A 17,674-nucleotide genomic window follows, 5' to 3' on the forward strand; every position below is an offset into this window, starting at 1 on the left:
GGGTATTTGATGAACGGTTGCTCCCATGAGACCTTGAAAATATTTCGCCCTTTCCAAATGATGCAGTTTGCATTGGTCTTGATAATGCGACATTTTCATGTGCCACTCGTACATCTGACGAATATAAACAGTGTGGTCATGTGAATACATAGGCATTGCATAATGAGTAAAGGTCTGCATCCTTGATAGTTCCTCCCTAGGGGTTTTGATTATTGGTGAGGTTACCTCACATCAACAGTCTATGGAGGGACGTCTTAGGATAAAACCTCCCTCTCTGCAAGCGGGTGAGCAGGGGACTTGGATTGCTACCACGGACAGGAGTCTGGACGAATCCCCCACTGCCTCTATCTACAAAGGTTCCGATCAATTCCCCCGTCGGAGTCTTTGTAACCACTTTTGCGAAAACGACAAACGCGGCAAAACTGTGGGGGATATCGGCGTTGAACCCGCGGGCTATAACAGCGAGGCAAGCAGGTGCGCCGCTTGATCGAGTACGCGATGTGAACGGGAGCGCTGCAGTAATTCTTCCATGCGCAAGGGCGCGGAATTCGTCAGGTCATGATCAAATTGCTCCGTGAGTTCCCGCGCTACACCGGCGCTGTACAAAACTTCGCACACCTTGTAATTGAGGCGATTGCTTCTTAAATCATAATTCGCCGAACATACCACAGCCGTTTCCCCATCGACGACCATCACCTTTGCGTGCAGCATCCCTTTTTCGTACATGTAAATCTGTACCCCGGCTTCCGTAGTAGGTACGGCTCCTATCCTAGAAGCCGGGCACATGCTTCATCCACGAGGCTTTGCTACGAGCGACGCAAGAAAAGAGAAAATGATCGCTGCTGAAACGCCGGCGCTCGTTACCTCAAAAATCCCGGTGATGATGCCGATCCATCCGTCCTGCTGCAGCTCCTGAAGCGCTCCATGAACCAGAGAGTTTCCAAAACTAGTGATCGGGACGGTCGCGCCGGCGCCCGCAAACTCGATCAGACGTTCGTACAAACTTTTTCCCTTGTAAGGAATGCCGTCGACAATCGCGCCCAGCACGACAAGCGTACTCATCGTGTGGGCCGGAGTCAGTTTGCCAACATCGATCAGCAGCTGTCCGAGTACGCAAATGGCTCCCCCGATGATGAATGCCCAAACGAAGTCCATCATGATCCGTTCCCCCTATTCTCAATGGCTACCGCATGCGCTATGCAAGGAATGCTCTCCCCCTGCTGAAAGGTTAACGGAGATAGAAGCGCCCCCGTTGCCACCACGAGCATGCGGTTATACTCGCCTTTCTGCAGCTTTTTGAGCAAATGTCCGTAGGTCACTGCCGCGGAACAACCACAACCGCTGCCACCTGCCATGGCGAAAGGCTGCTTCTCGCGATCGTAAATCATCAGTCCGCAATCGTCATATTTCGTCTGATGAATCGGAACTTTGTGCTTCTCGAACAATTCGCATGCCAGCTCATAACCTACCTTCGCCAGGTCGCCGGTCACGATCAAATCGTAATATCCCGGTTCGATGTTGAAATCGCGGAAATGCGCCTGGATCGTATCGACGGCTGCCGGCGCCATCGCTGCTCCCATGTTGAACGGATCCTTGATGCCCATGTCGACGACGCGGCCGATTGTGGCCCTGGTGACGATAGGGCCGTTGCCTTGCAGCGACACCACGGCCGCTCCCGCTCCGGTTACCGTATATTGGGCGGTTGGAGGCTTCTGGGCCCCGTATTCCGTCGGATAACGGTACTGTTTCTCCGACGAACAATTGTGGCTGCACGTTCCAGCCATGGCGTAACGGGCCGAACCGTAATTAACGATGTGGGCCGAAAGCGCCAAGCTTTCCATAGATGTCGAGCAAGCGCCGAATACACCGAGATACGGAATCGCCAGCGTTCGCGCAGCAAAACTGTTGCTGATGATCTGGTTCATCAGATCGCCGCCGATGTAAAATTGCACCTGCTCCTTGGTAATGCCTGCGTTTTCCACGGCCAGTTTGGTCGCTTCCTCGAGCATTTTTTTCTCCGCCTGCTCCCAGCTTTTCTGCTCCAGCATCAGGTCGCCGTGCGCGATATCGAAGTCGTTGCCGAGCGGGCCTTGCGCTTCGTCCGGACCGACAACCGATGCGGCAGCCACAATCACGGGCTGATGTTCAAAGCTCCAGCTTTGATGTCCTTGCAGCATGTCCGATCACCCCTTCAGTCCCAGAATCCAATGTATAATGCCAATCACGAAGGCGGCCACCGTACCGAACACGATCACGGATCCGGCCAGCTTGAACATGTTGCCGCCAACGCCCAGAACGAGCCCTTCGCTGCGATGCTCGAGCGCCGCCGAACACATTGAATTGGCAAAGCCCGTCACCGGAACAGATGTACCTCCGCCTGCCCACTGCGCGATTTTGTCATAGACGCCGAAGCACGTCAGGATGACGGAGAGCAAGATCAAGACGGCAACGGTTGGATTACCTGCTGTCTTCTCCGAAAAACCGAACACCGTCTGAAACAACTTCATCAGCCCTTCGCCAATTAAACAAATGATCCCTCCCACCAAAAAGGCGCGCAGACAGTTGCGCACGACCGGACGCGGAGGCTCCTTGGACTTGGCCATCCGCTGGTATTCCTGCTGGGTTAACGTGACTTTCTTCAGCTTGCTTTTACTTTGGCCTGCGACGCTCATCTTCATTGCCCTCCTAGCGTTTTAACAGCGGCGTCATGCCGGAGATGATGTTCTCCATGCTCTCTGCGCATTGTTCATACATGGTTTTTACTTGACTTTGTTTCGATTCCAGCGCAAACATTTCCAGATCTGCGGCGCACTTTTTTAGCGTCGCCAGCAGCGCCGCTTTGGACGATGGAGCTGGAACCTTCAGTTGATCGTCATACAGATCGACAAACAGCTGCCCATACGAATCCACCTGTCCCAGAAACACATTTTCCAGCGGGATGCCCATCTTATCCAATTCCGTTTGCAGCCATCCCCGGTTCAGTCCAATCGTAGCCAGCGGCTCGTCCATGATAACGCCATCCATCACAACGGTTTGCGGCTCTTGTTCGGGCGCCGTTTTCACACCGAGATGAGCGGGCGTCAGCGGCTGATTTTCTTTTTTCAGCAGCACGCTCAAGTCACCGCTCGCTTCCAGCATGGCGAACTCCACGTCTGCGACCCGGAATACGTTTTTGGTCCGCAATTGCTCCATCAGTTCATCGGCGGTATAACGTTCCTTTTTCAAGTTATCCTCAAGAACTTTACCGTCTTTAATGACGACCCTCCCCTTGCCTTCCAACCACTCCCGAAGCGTCTTGCTTTTTAACGTAAGGAGTTCGGCAACGAATGGAACGAAAAACCAGATGAAAATGGCAATCATACCATACACGTAATGCCCCTCGATATCCGTGGACATGAATCCGGCTACTTCGCCAAGCGTAATGCCAGTAATGTACTCGAAAAAAGTCAGCTGTGAAATTTGCTTCTTTCCCAAAATACGCGTGAGGACAAACAGCATCACTACCGCGCCCAGGGAACGAAATACGATAAACGACCAACCCGGCATGGAAGACTCCCTTTCTTCTTGTGCAATTTTTCCATAGTATGAGCAAAATGGAATTTATTTATGATTGTCCGGAGTCATATTTTGCAGCTGAAAAAGACATCTTATCTTATATGAGAGGTTAATCAGGAAAGGAGGGATTCGACAATGACTGTAGCTACTCAGGTCAAAACTTGCCTGGCTTCGCTGAAAAGCGCCCAGGCTAGTCTGGAACAATTCGCGCTGAACACGCAAAACCAGGAAGCGAAGACTATGTTCGAGCAAGCCGCGAAGCAAACCCAGCAAATCGCCGATCAGATAAACGCCCGTGTTCAGCAGATCGAAAACGAAGAACCGCAATTCAAGGGCTTCTAGTCCATCCAATCGGGTAGGAGGCTACCCATTAGTTGAGTAGCCGACCTCCCACACCACCGTACGTACCGTTCGGTATACGGCGGTTCCTTAGTTCACGCAGTTACTTGTCGATAATAATCAGAAAAGAATAAGAAACCGAGTCCTTTGAGGGTGTTGTTTCCGAGGGATTTCGAGAGGATGGGGCTATTGGAAGTTCTCCAGTAGCTCTTTCTTGTGTTGGCGTATTCCCAAGCTTTCTGTTCTTGGATTCCGAGCGACTTGAGCTTTTCATATTTCGTTTTCACTCGTTTCCATTGTTTCCAGAAGATCATGCGAATCCGCCTTCTCATCCATTCATCCGTGGATTGGAGCAGACTCTTCATATCCGCTATTTTGAAGTAGTTAATCCACCCCATGATATAGCGTCTAAGTTTTTCAGCCCGTTCCTCATTCCCCATTCCATTGCTTCTTGATGTAAGTTCCTTTACTTTGGCCTTCATCTTTGCAATGGATTTCGGGTGGATTCGAACTCGTGTTTCTCCCTTTTTTGCGTAGAAGGAGAAACCAAGAAATTTGACCTTCCTTGCCTCGTCCACCACCGTCTTTTCTCGGTTCACTTTGAGAAACAGCTTCTTCTCGATAAAGGGAATGATGTTCTCCAGTGTCCGTTCGGCGCTCCTTCTGCTTTTGCAGAAAATGAGGAGATCATCTGCATAGCGGACGAATCTGTGGCCGCGGCTCTCTAGTTCCTTGTCCAGTTCGTTCAGCATGATGTTGCTGAGGAGTGGACTTAGGTTTCCGCCCTGCGGTACGCCGATTTCCGTATCCTCGAAGCGGTGCCTCACAACTACGCCGGCTTTCAGATACTTATGTATGAGCGAGATGACCCGTCCGTCTTTAATGGTTTGGGATAGTACTTCCACCAATTTGCTTTGATTCACGGTGTCAAAGTATTTCTCCAAGTCCATATCGACCACATATGTATACCCTTCCTTGATGTTGGTCTGGCTTTTCCGAATGGCATAGTGCGCGCTTCTCTTGGGCCGGAATCCGTAACTGTTCTCCGAGAACTGCTTCTCGTAGATCGGCGTAAGGACTTGGGATATGGCCTGCTGGATGACTCGATCCACCACCGTGGGAATTCCCAGGTTCCTCTTCTTCTTTCCGCCCTCTTTCGGTATTTCTACCCTTCGGACGGGATTCGGACGGTAGGTTCCGTCCAGAATGGATTGCTTGATGGTTTCTCCGTTCTCTTTGAGATATTGTAGAAGTTCATCTACTCCCATCCCATCGATTCCGTGAGATCCTTTGTTTGCTTTGACCCGCTTGAACGCTTCGTTCATGTTGTCTCTGCTCACGATTGCCTCAAGCAGACCACTCTTCGACTCGTATGCGTTGGTGTTGTCGGTTTCAGGTATCCTCGCAGGAATGTGCGCTCTCGCATATTCTCCATGTTCCGCATGTACGTTCTGCGGCGAGCCTTCTTTTCGAAGTTGGCTGCACTTGGCTCCTGTTTTGGTATCATTCATTGACCCACACCTCCTAAGGTTCGGCCCTTCCCTCGAACCGTCGACTGTTCGAGGTACTACGGCGTCTGCTGACTTCTCATGATAAATCTTGTTTCAACCGTGATTCGAAGTCCATCTCCTCACGTCCATGAGACCTCCCACGGTAAGACGATTCACTTTCCTTCCATCTACCCGCACCATTTACACTGGAATGTCCGTGTAGTGTATTGGACTTCGCTTTGTTTAGCAAGCTCGTCCCATTCCTTGTGCCTGATGATGTTCGTGTTCCTCGGGCCGGAAGTTTGCCTCCAGCTTCCTTCAGATTCCACCTCACGATGGACACCCTTGCTCTTGGCTAGTGGTTGGCCACTACAAGCCCCCACAGCGGACTTTCACCGCCTAGTTAATCGCCATGCGTGGCGCACTAAACAAAACCGGAAGCAGATCCCGGCTAGTGCAGCAAATGATCCGCAGCTGTACCGCCGGTGTACTGCTGCCGATCCGCACGGCACGACTCGCAAAAATGAAGAATGGTGTCGGATACACTGCCTTCCGCTGCCGCCTCCGTATCCTCCCGCTCTTCAGCCCCGCAAACCTCGCATACGCTGATCACGATTTCCGCTCCTCGCGAAATTTTGCAGTTGCCATGCCTGTATCCTCCCAAATCTCGCGCAGCCTGCTTGTCAGGTCGCCGATTTTCTTTGCAAATAGTCGCAAATGCCACGCAAGAGGTTCAGCAGCATGCCGAACGAGACTTGCACCTCAGCCTCGCCTAGCGCCTTCAGCATCCCGAGCAAACCAGCGCGCCTTATCTTGGGAATGGTTTTGGGGTATACGCATCGTCAAGTGAAAAAACGACCGCCTTCTTTTTAAAGAAAGCGATCGTTTTTTCACTTGCTGTTTTATTGATACTGCCGTGGCTGCAAATTCTGATTCTGCCAGCTCTGAGCCATTGGCCAGCCCGCATTCTGCACGCCGGCTTGTTGTTGCGCTGTTTGTTGAAGCTGAGAACAAATTTGCATCGCCTGCTGCATCTGCTGTATGGCAGTTTGATGTCCTTGCAGAACAGATTGAATGGTTTGAACCGCTTGACGTTCTTTCTGGGCCAGCTGATCCAGTTGGGCGGCGTTTTGCTGCTCCTGTTGCAACATTTGCTGATACATGTTGCTCGATTGCTGGGTTTGCTGGATCAACTGTTGAATAATCTGCGCGCATTGGCTTGCTTGCTGTGAAAGGTTTTGTTGATACACGATTTTTGACCTCCTTCAATATGGTAGGACTTCATCCCCCAAAGCTTATTATGTGCAAGCGCCCATTTTTCATGTAACGCCTATATTGTGATCTCACAATTCATTTTAATGAAACTGCACATCAATTTGCCGTTGGGTATCGGCTTTTAATTTCGGCATGCGAACTTCAAGGACACCGTTGCGATACGTTGCTGTCGTTCCTTCCGTTTGAACGCGTGATGGCAAAGACACCGACCGTTGGAACCGTCCGACAAACCGTTCTTTGCGATGTATTTGTTCCTGTTTCACTTCATTCGCTTGCTTTATGGTCCCACTAATTGTAAGCATGTTTTCATCCACATCGATATGAAGGTCTTCTTTTTTATCCAAACCAGGGATTTCACAAGAAGCAATCACTTCATGTTCAGTCTCAAATACATCAATACGAGGGGTAGCAAATCCCAGACGCGCGCCTATTTCAGGAAAACCTTCGTTAAAAATTTTTTCCAAATCCCTTCTCCATAGATCGGTATTGCGAAACGAATCCCAAGGAATGAGCGGCATGTAAGTTCCTCCATTGTCACATTATCTTTTTTTCAGCTTTATTTTGTACTCTTCGGAAAATATTATTCTTTGCTACCCTGCATAGTTGAATTGGAATATGCCTTTGGTCGGAAACTCCCGGCAATAGCCCCCGAAAAAAATTTTTGAGGGTTTGTTGTGTAGCCATTGGCATTTACAGCAATGTTACCGACAATTTTAAGTTGTTCCCGTAAATGTCGGTAATTGAACGATAACATTTGTGCCGACCTCCGAGCTTTCGAAATTCAAAGAGCCCCCCATTTTTTCGATCATAGCATGACTGAAACTAAGCCCAAATCCGATAGCGTCCGGTTTACTTGTAACAAACGGTAGGATGATTCGGGACTGCAGATCTTTTGGAATTCCTGCTCCTTGATCGCGAACAATGATGTGGATATGATTATCCGTAATGTTTATTCGGAGCGTTAAGACAGAACCTGGGGGACTTGCATCTAATGCGTTGTCAATGATTTCTTGCAGCGCCGCTCGCAGCAACTTGGGGTGTCCAAACACAAAACCGTTTCGCTCCGGATATTCCAGAGCGAAACGTACTGTTTTCTCCAACGCTTGAACCTGTATATCGGGGACCCATTCTTGCATAAACGAAAGGACAGAAACAGGAGCAAATTTCCATTCAAAAGGTTTCCCAAAGAGCAAAAACCGCTGCAACGCTTTGTCGATCGTCTGAATTTGCTCATCGAGCAGCTTAAAGTATCCTGTCATTTTCTGATGAGGCAGAGATGCCGCAAATTGCAAAACGGAAACATGATCCTTCGAACTTTTTTCCAGAAGTTGAAGCGTCCCTTTGATTACCGCTAAAGGATTTAAAATGATATTGGCTGTGCCCGCCGCCATATGCCCAATCGTTTCCCTTCTTTCTTTCTCGCATTGAATTTGCACGTACTGTTGAAAATCTTGGATATCGGCCATTAGAACAAAACATTCCCCTTTTAACTGAGGGTATACATAGGCGATCATGGATCGCACTTTGCCATCTAACTTCTCTTGTACGAGTACTCCCGGGTAATTCTTTTTATCCTGCAATACTTGCCCCACGATCGCTTGTATTGCCGAGTGTGCAGGGAATTCTTCTTCGGGGGTTACTGAGTACCATGTGTTCATGGTTGTATTTAACCATAAAATTCTGGCTTCTGAATCAACGACAGCCAGTCCAATATCCATTTGATCGGAATTCATAAGGAACTCTACGATTTGCTTCATCTCTATTAACGTCCTCCATTTGCTTCCTCCATTAACTCCCTTCCCGGCCACTTATCATGTGCAAACTGCAGTAAACAAGCGAGCGAATTTCTCGTCACGAAGTGGATGGGTTATGAATAAAATTAAACCCACTTTCAAAGAAGTTATTAAATTCGCTGTTACAGAGCGACGGGAAACGATACGGTGAAAGTTGTACCTTCACCAACCTCGCTTGCAACCTCAATATTCGCATTGTGATACTCTGCAATCTGATAACAAATGGATAGCCCGAGACCCGTTCCTGTCTCTTTCTGCGTAAAAAAGGGTTGTCCGATCTTTTGCAACAATTCTTGCGGAATTCCAACCCCGTTATCCCTTATGCTTACTTTAACCCATTCATCGCATCGCATTTGTTCGATCCAGACAGTTCCCCCTTCAGGCATCGCTTCAATGGCATTCTTAATCAAATTAATAAATAACTGTTTGATTTTATTTCCATCGCACCGGATCTGCACGGATTCCTTGGTTGGATGAAAGTGAATTTCAACATTATGTAAAGTGGCCTGCGCCTGAAGCAGCACGACGATATCCTGAATCAGCTCGGAAAGATCATGCCGCGTCATGTTCATCTCTTGCGGTTTGGCTAAGGCCAGCAGTTCATTTAGAATAAGTTCGATACGAGTTAATTCATCCTTCATAATATCGTAGTACTTACTTCCATTTTCGTTGCCGGCGCTTAACAATTGCAGAAATCCTTTCAGCGCGGTAAGCGGGTTTCGAATTTCATGCGCAATTCCCGCGGCCATTTGACCCGCTATGGATAATTTGTCTGCCTGATGAGCAGATTGCTTGGCTGCATCAAATTCGGTAATATCGTGCATGACACAAATGCCGCCCACAATTTTATTGTGAACAATGATCGGCTTCCCATGACAGAGAACGAGGCGATGCTCGCCATTCGACTTTTTAACGACCATTTCCAGATCGCGGAAACTTTCGCCCCGATACGCCCGATAAAGCGGGACGCGTTCCTTGCTCAACAGCGTTTTTCCATCCGATTCATACAATCCGTATGTAGAACTCCAGTGTTCGGGAGAAAGAGGTATCTGTACGAATTCGTGCAATTGTCTTGCGGCTCTATTCATGCTTGTCAATATCCCATTTTCATCACAAATCACAACGCCGACATCCATCATTTCGACAATACCACTCATGACACGTTCTTGAGTAGCCAGGACGTCTTCCAGCGTCTTTCGGCTCGTGATATCTCGAAAAACCTTAACTATTTCACGAACATTGCCCGAATCGTACCGTAGCGTGTTGCTTACGACCTCCACCCAAACAAAGGAGCCGTCTCTTCGACGTAATCGCAAAATGTTGACATAACCGTCTTCATTCATCCACTCTTGCGAGTTGTCCAATTTTTCTATATCGGGAGGATAGAACAGTTCCCAGACAGGTCTTCCTATCAATTCCGTCGCATCATAACCCAGCAATGGTTTGCACGCCGGCGATATGTAGTAGATAATGCCATTGATATTCAGTGTAGCAATCATTTCCCCCGTGTGGTCCGCTAACAAACGATACTTTTTCTCGCTGTGCTTCAGGGCCTTTTCCATACTGGATTGCAGGGTAATATCCCTTGCGATGCAATGCAGCCCTACGAGTTCATTCTGAATGAAATTCGGGATATGCAATACGCTGAATTTTAATATTTGGCCGTCTTTCGCTTCAATTGAAGTTTCCATTTCAAACGGGGCATTGGTATACGTTTCCGTCACGTGCTCCAGACTTTTCCAAATGATGTCTCCAAGTGTTCTTTCCAATTCGTATAAGTCATAGCCCAATAATTTCGTGCAGGCGCGGTTCACATAGCTGATACTTCCATCCAACATGACGTCGTAAACAAGATCGGAATGATTGTCAGCAAGCATTCTGAATTTATCCGCGTATTCCTCGTTCAATTCAACAAGCCTTTTGCGATACGTGATCTCCTGAATCTGGATCAAGAATATCCTTTCCGGATATTCCTCCACTTCGATGATCGATAGGGTTGTCGTTCCCCATTTGTGTCTGCCGTCAAGACAAATATAACGATTTTCCATTTCGACATAATCGGAATTACCGCCTAACAAGTCATTGATGGATCCGTTATATAATGGAACGTCTTCCGTATAAATGATATCATGTATTCTCATTCGCAGCAGTTCTTGTTCTGTATAGCCCAGCATGTTGCATAGCGAGCGATTGACCATTTCCACTTCCCCGCCGAGCCGAACCAAAGCTTTTCCGACAAGTGTATAATGAAATGCGTGGTGGGCGACAGGATGCGAAAGCAAATCTGAAATATCCATTGTGCAAGTAACCTCCGACTGTGCAATAAGCGTATGTGTTTGCATACGTAACGTTCTTCTGCAAAGCACCTATGTATGTACACCATTATATAGGCAATTTGTAACAGTTGGAACACATTCCGAGACTAGCTTAACTTGGAATCCCCCCCGAGCGGCTAGCCATATTAAGTTATGTTTTAAATCTGAATGAATGATGATGGCGAAGTCCCAAGCGCAAATCTGGTCTCTTCGAAAAATGGGGAGGGCCAACGGAACGCGAAAAACTTACGTTAATGCATCCTGATTTGATCACAAAACGGGGTAATACCCGTGAAGCTGACATCACCTGCAAAGCTGATGTAATAAAAATGTTGGAAGTTGCTTTTAGTGCTGGGATCATATATAATATAAGTGTATCGAGTGCGTGTGCCTAATCTGAGATGGCATCCGTGCTAAGTTGCTAATAAATTCAAGAGAAGAGGAATCCTTTGAATTTACCTCAAGAATATCCCCGAAGGAAGAAGGGCGTGTCTCTTCACAGTAAATCGGATAGGTGGAAGAGCGTCCGACAGTTGGTTAATAGCATTGTTCCCTTCGTCCTGTTATGGGGTCTCGCTTACGTAAGTCTGCCGATCTCCATCTGGATCACGCTGGCGCTTGCGATTCTGGCTGCTGGATTCATGATCCGGATCTTCATCATTTTCCATGACTGCTGCCATCAGTCGTTCTTTGCTGGCAGAAAGGCGAATGCGATCATCGGGACGTTAACGGGGATCCTCACCTTTTTCCCTTACGACCAATGGAAAAACGAGCATTCCATTCATCATGCGACCAGCGGGAATTTATGCCGCAGAGGCACAGGGGACATCTGGACGCTGACTATGGAGGAATACATGGCGCTCTCCCCATGGAGACGTCTGGGATACCGCTTATACCGCAATCCGTTGATCATGTTCGGACTTGGACCGGTATTTCTTTTCTTGGTTCAGTACCGGTTGAACCGGAAGAATGCCAGGCATAAGGAGCGCATGAACACCTACCTGACGAACGCAGCGTTGATTGGCCTGATGGGACTTCTCTGTTGGACGCTCGGCTGGAAGGAGGTGCTCCTCGTGCAGGGTTCGATCCTCTACCTTTCTGGCGTTGCGGGCATATGGCTCTTCTACGTGCAGCACCAATTCGAGAACACTTATTACGAGCGGGAACTTGAGTGGGACTATGTCAGCGCGGCGATGCGCGGTAGCTCCTTTTATAAGCTGCCCACAATTTTACAATGGATGACGGGGAATATTGGCTTCCACCATATACATCATCTGGATCCTCGGGTGCCGAACTATCGCTTACAGCAAACACACGAGAGCAATGCCGACCTACAGCACGTTCCCACCATTGGACTGCTCCAAAGTCTGCGGGCGCTTCGATACAGATTGTGGGACGAAAGTAGCAAGCGATTTGTGGGGTTTAAGGATATAAAAGGGGGCTTCCACCGACAAAACGCGGAAAACGTACGCTAAGGAGAACAATCCAGTAACATCGCTGATTTTCCGTACGCTAAGGAATGCAGTACAAGAGCAATTGTGTTGCAAGGCCTAGCCAATGGACCTTCTGGAGCCTTAATGCATCACAATTGCTAACGTACGGTTTTCGCGTTCCGTTGGCCTACCCCATAAAGCGACTAATGTATGCGAAAGAGCCGCTTCACCACGCGCTTCATCATCCGAATTCTTACGAAAATAAGACGGAGGCCGGCAAAGTGCAGGCCTCTCTGATCAAGTATAAACAAGTAATTACACCTCCAAATGATACGTTATGCAGTGTTCGCTACCTCATATCCCGGAAGGACAAGCAAGTATGTCCATTTGCTCTCGATTTCGACTCCGTTCGTCCTGGATCAATTGACATAACGTACTCGCCAATATACGCCCAGCCGTTCTTGGCGCGACCAATCCCGGTAAACTTGGTGCCAACAAGGCCTTGATTCCACGTTTTTCGGCAAAACGAAAATCAGTCCCACCAGGTTTGGAAGCCAAATCAATAATGATTGCGTGATGCGGAATGCGGGTTAAAACACGAGAAGTAAGGATTTGCGCCGGAACCGTGTTAAAAATAATATCCACATTTACGCCTTCATCGTACAAATCTTTCGTATAAAACGGCTCAATCCCCATCTCCCATGCACGTGCAAACTGCTCCGGTTTCTGCACACCCGCTTTGACGTGTGCTCCCAGGCGGAGAAGCATACCGGCTAACGTAAGACCGATTCTCCCCAAACCCAGCACCATACAACGCGAACCATGTATCGTAATGTCCGTATGTTGAATGGCCATCAATAAGGCGCCTTCCGCAGTGGGAATGGAATTGTAGATGGCAACATCGTCCCTGCTGAATAATTCAATCAGATCGATCCCTAGTTCCGCGCAAAGGTTCCTCAAGTAGGGCTTGGCTATGCCTGTATAAACTTTTGCGTGTTTCGGCAAACAGGACATATATTCTTTGTCCAGCAGTAGCGTTTCAGCTGAAAATGAAGACTCTACTTTGCCATGGTCATCTGTACCGACAACCGGCAATATTACTACGTCAGCTTTGCGAAGAACTTCCTTCGTAAGCTTGGAATGCTGGACTTCGTGAAGTTGTTCGTGCAAATCTTCAAAACCGATTACCGCAACATTTGCATCCAGGTCAGTGAATGACCGAATGATTTCAAGATGCCGGGCATCGCCTCCAAGGAAGACAATATGCAGACCCGTTAACAAAAAATTCCCCTACTTTCCTTAAGTATGGACTCAACTATTACCGACCTCGTTTACCATTTTTAAAAGCGCATCTGCTCCTTTCATTCCAGCGCAAATTCCGCGTAATTCCGCCTCTGTAGTAACCATATCGAGCGGGGCATCCAGCAATTGCTCTATTGTTCGTACCCCGGTTGCGCGTCCTGCGACAATTCGACGATCGTTTAATTTCTCATTTAACAAACGGATATCCAGCGCGCCGCACATGATATATCCGTGATCGGTTGTGATGGCAAGAAGTGTTGTTTTGGGCAGGGCGACCTCGATACTTATAACCTGATGACCTTCCACTTCAATCGGTTTCATCATGATCATCTATGATGCAGCTCCTTTTTTTCTACACTATATGCCGGGCGTGATATTTGCACCATAGACGGTAGCCCAAATCCGATATTACTTGTCTTCGTTGGGAGCCTTCTCCCCTTTCGCTATATACATGTGTAAACTGGACTTCGATTCAATTCCATGTCATTTTTGAGATTTATAACAAAGGAGATAACAAACGCGCCGCTTGATCAAGCATGCGCTCGGAAGAAGAACGATGCACATGGTCTTCCAAACGATAAGGAGTCGCCTCGGCGAGATCCCGTTCGAATTGTTCCGTAAGCTCCCGGGCCACATCGGAATGATACATCACTGCACACACTTCGTAGTTTAAACGGTAACTGCGGAGATCGTAGTTGGAAGAACCCACCTCGGCAATCTCGCCATCGATAATCATGACTTTCGCGTGCAGCACCCCTTTGTTGTACTGATACACATCGATCCCTGCTTCCACGAGTTCGCCATAAAACGTACGGCTTGCAGCTCCTGCAACTTTAGGAATCACTTGGCGCGGCACCAGTAATCTCACTCGAACGCCACGCGCCGCGGCTGTTTTGATGGCCATCATGATATCCGCATCGGGTATAAAATAAGGGTTGGTTACGTCGATGGTTCGGGTCGCCTGCGTCAGGCAGATGAAATGCATTTCCCGAATGACCGGTGTAGGCAGCCCGGGATTGCCTTCGAATATCTGTATATAGACGTTATGCGAATCCTTGGATGGGGAAGCTTTTCCCATGTGTGTGCCTTCCGTCGTTCCCAGCTCCGATCCCCATTCCCACCCATATCCGGATCGTTCTGATTTGCCGGATGGAAAGGGATGAGTGGCTTTATCGTCTGAATGTTGAGCCGATTCAGGGATAAATTTTGCTTTTCTCGTTGAGTGGGGCATGTCCGGTGACGCCATTTTCCAATGAGCCTCAAAAACGGCTTTCACATCATCCGCTGTTTCGCCGCTTAACCGCATATGAGTGTCGCGCCAAAAACCGACATCCGGCTTCATTCCTGTATACTCGTCCCCAACGTTGATTCCTCCCATAAAAGCTTCCTTTCCGTCGACGATGACGATCTTGCAATGATCCCGGTATGTCAAGTTGGATAGTACCCAGGGGAATCGCAAGGGAAAGCTAGTCCTGCATTCGATGCCTGCCTCCATCATCCGGCGAACCGCATGTTTGGGAAACGACCAGCTTCCCCAGCCATCCCTTATAAAACGAATGTTCACACCGGATAAAGCCCGGTCCATCAGCACATCTGCGATACGTTTACCAATATGGTCATTCCGGTATATGTAATATTCAAGATCGATAGTCTTTTGTGCGGATTGAATCGACTGAAGGAGGTTTCCGTAAGTTTCCATCCCGTTCGTAAGGATTTGGACGGAACCGGTTCGAAGGCCGCTCACAGACAAAGGCTGCAAAGCCCGGGCGATAACTGAAGCGGAGTGACCGCATGCTGGAGGCAACGCTATCGGGTTATTGTGTGAAGAAACGAGTTTGTCCCGCCGGATTTGCACAGGATTCGTGACGAACAGGTAACACACGAATCCGATAATCGGTAATACAAGTCCGACTGATATCCAAGTCAACGCCTTAGCGGGGCGGCGCACCTCCCGAACCGCAATGATGCTGAGCAGTGCCGTATTTACTAGCCATAATCCTGCTATCCATGCCAAGAAAATCAGCCTCCCAATCCAGTCATCTACGAGGGAATAAAAGGGGCAGCCATGCCGAGAAGAGATCGGCATGGCCTTTTTTAGAACCCTTTGTACTGCGGTTCTTCCTGTTCAATTTGTTGTAACCGTGGAGTGACCTGGTCAATGATGTTTTGTGTCTGTTGCGCTGCATTTGTGAACGTGGTTTTGGCCTGCTGGTTTTGTGTATTTAACGCAAATTGTTCAAAGCTGGCCTGCGCGCTTTTTAATGAAGCTACAGCTGTTTTCATTTGAGAAGCTACCGTCATGTTGATCACCTCCTGAAATGGCATCCGTATGTAATATGTCAATCCTTCAGGAAATTGATGAATGGTAAAATTTGATGATCGGCGATTGTCAGGGGTTAGCGTCTTCCTGAGAAGACTTGCCGCAATCTATGCCCTTCTTGGCAATGCTTGAAGCCAGCAAGTACAGCCCAACATAGATAGGAAACGAATAGATGTGTTTCCAGTGAACGGGGTGGTATAAATCGGCCATTTGTGAGATCGGCTCGGCCACAAATGCAGAAAATGCCCCAAATAGGAGAGCTTTGAACAACGGATGTATGCCAGACTTATACTGGTGTAAGAACATCACCGTGACGGGAAGAAGTGAAAAATTCCATGGAAAATTGGCCGGCATGAACGGTATGACTTCCCAGTGATAATGCCAGAGTCCCATGGCAATCCCAAGCTGGTCCAGCCACGATGACACGATAATGATCGTAAACCCGGATAGGAGAAACTGTCCCGTAGCTCTCTTGTCCCGAAATCCGATCCAAAGTAGCCAGGGGCATATCGATAAACCTACTCCCAGCCACCATTGCCGCGTAAACAGTACGTGAGTGCGCCAAATGTCAGTCATGTTGCGGTGTGCTTCCACAATCAATTGATAGGCTTGTTCGATTGCATGATGAATCTGATTTTCGTCCACCGATGCCACCCCTTTCCGTTATCTGGATCCCCATCATTTGCTCTTCTGTTGACAAGACGATGCACCAGCGATTCCATTTCCATACCCTGCACAGAACCCGGCAACGATCATTTTTTATCCGTCAAGGCCATATTTGGGGACAATGACGGATAGGTGCCTGCTTTATAACCGCGAGTTTCCATACAGTATATTCGACGTTACAAATACGCCAACCGGCGGCAGCGAAGTTGAAGACGGTTGGGGCGGGACATAGCCGCTATACTCCGGCAAGCTTATATCTGTTGTCGCTACCCAGGTTCCATACTCACCTGCCTGTAAAGAGGGGGGGAGCATCTGGAGGCGTCCGGTGAGAACCAGATGCCGAAGTTGAATCTGGACATCGTCGTAGATGGATAAATGGCCGGAGTAGGCGGCGTAGGGGGAATGAAACATGATCTGCTGCGCGCTTTCATTCCAGCTTCCTTCAATCGGAATCGGTGTTCCGCGAAATTGGATGGTGCCTTGAATTTGTTGATCCGGCAAAACACGCATCACGAGTTTGCCCCACACAACCGGTCTTCCGGCGACAGATGCATGAACCCCCCATATGGAAAAGGGAGGTACACTCTTTGTACTTGTTTGAGCCGCAACGGACATGATTCATCACTCCTCAAAGTTGGATCACGTCATTATATGCGTCCTCGGCAAAAATGCCAGTCACGGGGCATGGATTCTTTACAGATAACCGAACAGGATCAAGTAAAAGAAGATGGACAGTATCGTCATCGGGATGCTCCAAACCGGCTTTGTATGATGAAAGCGAAGCATCAGAAACATGTGTACATCAAAGAAAAGCGACCACCAGCAATTCCAGCCGTGGGAGTAGGTAATATAACCGAGGCGATATCCAACCCATTCTACACCGATATAGATCAGCACCCATTTTGCAATGTGAACCGCAGCCTTCCATTCGACTTCCGGAAAACGAGTCAGGTAGAGAAAAGCAGTCAAAGGATAAATGCAAAAGGTGTGCAGCATCACAACGCCGGTATAATTGATCAGTTGATCCGGTTCCAGACGCCACACATAAAATTTTTCGTGCGAAAAAAATTCGTAAAGCAATTGAAAACAAGATAGGTACAACAGCGTAGGATAGCACTGAGGAAACTGTGTCCACCGTCCCCATCTCCACGCCGCCCATACGGTCCACAAAGCAATGGCTACATGG

General features: G+C 48.4%; 21 protein-coding genes. 2 read left to right on the plus strand and 19 right to left on the minus strand.

Going from position 1 to position 17,674, the window contains the following annotated elements:
* Positions 1-453: 453 nt before the first annotated feature.
* Genes B1728_RS16830 through B1728_RS16850 form a run of 5 tightly spaced genes read right to left on the minus strand, consistent with a single transcriptional unit; the run spans position 454 to position 3,546 of the window.
* A complete protein-coding gene (locus tag B1728_RS16830; protein WP_079911391.1) occupies positions 454-786 on the minus strand; it encodes a phospholipase D-like domain-containing protein in 333 nt (110 codons plus the stop codon).
* Between the two features lie 3 nt (positions 787-789).
* Positions 790-1,155, minus strand: coding sequence for a stage V sporulation protein AE (spoVAE, locus tag B1728_RS16835; protein WP_079911487.1), 366 nt, complete (start codon positions 1,153-1,155; stop codon positions 790-792).
* Complete coding sequence (gene spoVAD / locus B1728_RS16840; RefSeq protein ID WP_079911392.1) at positions 1,155-2,177, minus strand: stage V sporulation protein AD; 1,023 nt, start codon at positions 2,175-2,177, stop codon at positions 1,155-1,157. The genes spoVAE and spoVAD overlap by 1 nt, the downstream gene beginning before the upstream one ends.
* 6 nt (positions 2,178-2,183) lie before the next feature.
* Entirely contained in the window at positions 2,184-2,672 is a 489-nt protein-coding gene (gene spoVAC, locus B1728_RS16845) for a stage V sporulation protein AC (protein ID WP_483310982.1), read from the minus strand.
* A 13-nt stretch (positions 2,673-2,685) separates the two neighbouring features.
* Positions 2,686-3,546: a DUF421 domain-containing protein gene (locus B1728_RS16850; RefSeq protein ID WP_079911394.1), complete on the minus strand. Its 861-nt coding sequence runs from the start codon at positions 3,544-3,546 to the stop codon at positions 2,686-2,688.
* A gap of 144 nt (positions 3,547-3,690) precedes the next feature.
* Between B1728_RS16850 and B1728_RS16855 the strand changes: the two genes are divergently transcribed.
* Positions 3,691-3,897 (plus strand): DUF1657 domain-containing protein, encoded by a 207-nt coding sequence (locus B1728_RS16855; RefSeq protein WP_079911395.1) that lies wholly within the window; start codon positions 3,691-3,693, stop codon positions 3,895-3,897.
* A 92-nt stretch (positions 3,898-3,989) separates the two neighbouring features.
* On the opposite strand, the gene ltrA is transcribed toward B1728_RS16855, so the two are convergent.
* The 7 genes from ltrA to B1728_RS16890 form a co-directional block, all read right to left on the minus strand.
* A complete protein-coding gene (gene ltrA / locus B1728_RS16860) occupies positions 3,990-5,405 on the minus strand; it encodes a group II intron reverse transcriptase/maturase (protein WP_041052834.1) in 1,416 nt (471 codons plus the stop codon).
* A 430-nt stretch (positions 5,406-5,835) separates the two neighbouring features.
* A complete protein-coding gene (locus B1728_RS36315; RefSeq protein ID WP_179136053.1) occupies positions 5,836-5,997 on the minus strand; it encodes a hypothetical protein in 162 nt (53 codons plus the stop codon).
* A 70-nt stretch (positions 5,998-6,067) separates the two neighbouring features.
* A complete protein-coding gene (locus B1728_RS37345) occupies positions 6,068-6,205 on the minus strand; it encodes a DUF1641 domain-containing protein (protein ID WP_368665237.1) in 138 nt (45 codons plus the stop codon).
* Between the two features lie 81 nt (positions 6,206-6,286).
* Complete coding sequence (locus B1728_RS16875; RefSeq protein WP_023559073.1) at positions 6,287-6,634, minus strand: hypothetical protein; 348 nt, start codon at positions 6,632-6,634, stop codon at positions 6,287-6,289.
* Between the two features lie 105 nt (positions 6,635-6,739).
* A complete protein-coding gene (locus B1728_RS16880) occupies positions 6,740-7,177 on the minus strand; it encodes an Hsp20/alpha crystallin family protein (RefSeq protein WP_054943631.1) in 438 nt (145 codons plus the stop codon).
* Positions 7,178-7,372: 195 nt separating this feature from the next.
* Positions 7,373-8,416: an ATP-binding protein gene (locus tag B1728_RS16885; RefSeq protein ID WP_079911397.1), complete on the minus strand. Its 1,044-nt coding sequence runs from the start codon at positions 8,414-8,416 to the stop codon at positions 7,373-7,375.
* A 158-nt stretch (positions 8,417-8,574) separates the two neighbouring features.
* Positions 8,575-10,749: a PAS domain-containing protein gene (locus B1728_RS16890; RefSeq protein WP_079911398.1), complete on the minus strand. Its 2,175-nt coding sequence runs from the start codon at positions 10,747-10,749 to the stop codon at positions 8,575-8,577.
* A 467-nt stretch (positions 10,750-11,216) separates the two neighbouring features.
* Here B1728_RS16890 and desA point away from each other — a divergent pair, with 467 nt between their 5' ends.
* Complete coding sequence (gene desA / locus B1728_RS16895) at positions 11,217-12,242, plus strand: Delta(5) desaturase DesA (protein ID WP_079911399.1); 1,026 nt, start codon at positions 11,217-11,219, stop codon at positions 12,240-12,242.
* 312 nt (positions 12,243-12,554) lie between these two features.
* Here desA and dpsA read toward each other — a convergent pair whose 3' ends face one another.
* The 7 genes from dpsA to B1728_RS16930 all read right to left on the minus strand — a co-directional run bounded on the left by dpsA (position 12,555) and on the right by B1728_RS16930 (position 17,532).
* Positions 12,555-13,481 carry a dipicolinate synthase subunit DpsA gene (gene dpsA / locus B1728_RS16900; protein WP_079911400.1) on the minus strand — a complete coding sequence of 309 codons (927 nt, stop codon included), beginning with the start codon at positions 13,479-13,481 and terminating at the stop codon, positions 12,555-12,557.
* A gap of 30 nt (positions 13,482-13,511) precedes the next feature.
* Positions 13,512-13,832 carry a YunC family protein gene (locus tag B1728_RS16905; RefSeq protein WP_079911401.1) on the minus strand — a complete coding sequence of 107 codons (321 nt, stop codon included), beginning with the start codon at positions 13,830-13,832 and terminating at the stop codon, positions 13,512-13,514.
* A gap of 166 nt (positions 13,833-13,998) precedes the next feature.
* Entirely contained in the window at positions 13,999-15,516 is a 1,518-nt protein-coding gene (locus B1728_RS16910) for a phospholipase D-like domain-containing protein (RefSeq protein WP_079911402.1), read from the minus strand.
* A gap of 80 nt (positions 15,517-15,596) precedes the next feature.
* Positions 15,597-15,803, minus strand: a complete 207-nt coding sequence (locus B1728_RS16915; RefSeq protein WP_079911403.1) for a DUF1657 domain-containing protein — start codon at positions 15,801-15,803, stop codon at positions 15,597-15,599.
* A gap of 88 nt (positions 15,804-15,891) precedes the next feature.
* On the minus strand, positions 15,892-16,467 hold the full coding sequence (locus tag B1728_RS16920) for a CBO0543 family protein (protein WP_079911404.1): 576 nt from the start codon (positions 16,465-16,467) through the stop codon (positions 15,892-15,894).
* Between the two features lie 162 nt (positions 16,468-16,629).
* On the minus strand, positions 16,630-17,103 hold the full coding sequence (locus B1728_RS16925) for a hypothetical protein (protein ID WP_079911405.1): 474 nt from the start codon (positions 17,101-17,103) through the stop codon (positions 16,630-16,632).
* Positions 17,104-17,181: 78 nt separating this feature from the next.
* Positions 17,182-17,532: a hypothetical protein gene (locus B1728_RS16930; protein ID WP_054943620.1), complete on the minus strand. Its 351-nt coding sequence runs from the start codon at positions 17,530-17,532 to the stop codon at positions 17,182-17,184.
* Between the last annotated feature and the right edge of the window lie 142 nt (positions 17,533-17,674).

It is taken from the genome of Paenibacillus sp. 32352 (assembly GCF_002042965.1).
GTDB lineage: Bacteria > Bacillota > Bacilli > Paenibacillales > NBRC-103111 > Paenibacillus_S > Paenibacillus_S vulneris.

What these genes read in the sequence shown, in the direction of transcription:
- ltrA (WP_041052834.1), bottom strand. Translation starts at nt 5,405, where the DNA reads ATGAATGATACCAAAACAGGAGCCAAGTGCAGCCAACTTCGAAAAGAA.
- spoVAE (WP_079911487.1), bottom strand. Translation starts at nt 1,155, where the DNA reads ATGGACTTCGTTTGGGCATTCATCATCGGGGGAGCCATTTGCGTACTC.
- B1728_RS16880 (WP_054943631.1), bottom strand. Translation starts at nt 7,177, where the DNA reads ATGCCGCTCATTCCTTGGGATTCGTTTCGCAATACCGATCTATGGAGA.
- B1728_RS16905 (WP_079911401.1), bottom strand. Translation starts at nt 13,832, where the DNA reads ATGATCATGATGAAACCGATTGAAGTGGAAGGTCATCAGGTTATAAGT.
- spoVAD (WP_079911392.1), bottom strand. Translation starts at nt 2,177, where the DNA reads ATGCTGCAAGGACATCAAAGCTGGAGCTTTGAACATCAGCCCGTGATT.
- spoVAC (WP_483310982.1), bottom strand. Translation starts at nt 2,672, where the DNA reads ATGAGCGTCGCAGGCCAAAGTAAAAGCAAGCTGAAGAAAGTCACGTTA.
- B1728_RS16890 (WP_079911398.1), bottom strand. Translation starts at nt 10,749, where the DNA reads ATGGATATTTCAGATTTGCTTTCGCATCCTGTCGCCCACCACGCATTT.
- B1728_RS16855 (WP_079911395.1), top strand. Translation starts at nt 3,691, where the DNA reads ATGACTGTAGCTACTCAGGTCAAAACTTGCCTGGCTTCGCTGAAAAGC.
- B1728_RS16915 (WP_079911403.1), bottom strand. Translation starts at nt 15,803, where the DNA reads ATGACGGTAGCTTCTCAAATGAAAACAGCTGTAGCTTCATTAAAAAGC.
- B1728_RS16830 (WP_079911391.1), bottom strand. Translation starts at nt 786, where the DNA reads ATGTGCCCGGCTTCTAGGATAGGAGCCGTACCTACTACGGAAGCCGGG.
- B1728_RS16885 (WP_079911397.1), bottom strand. Translation starts at nt 8,416, where the DNA reads ATGAAGCAAATCGTAGAGTTCCTTATGAATTCCGATCAAATGGATATT.
- B1728_RS16925 (WP_079911405.1), bottom strand. Translation starts at nt 17,103, where the DNA reads ATGTCCGTTGCGGCTCAAACAAGTACAAAGAGTGTACCTCCCTTTTCC.
- B1728_RS16850 (WP_079911394.1), bottom strand. Translation starts at nt 3,546, where the DNA reads ATGCCGGGTTGGTCGTTTATCGTATTTCGTTCCCTGGGCGCGGTAGTG.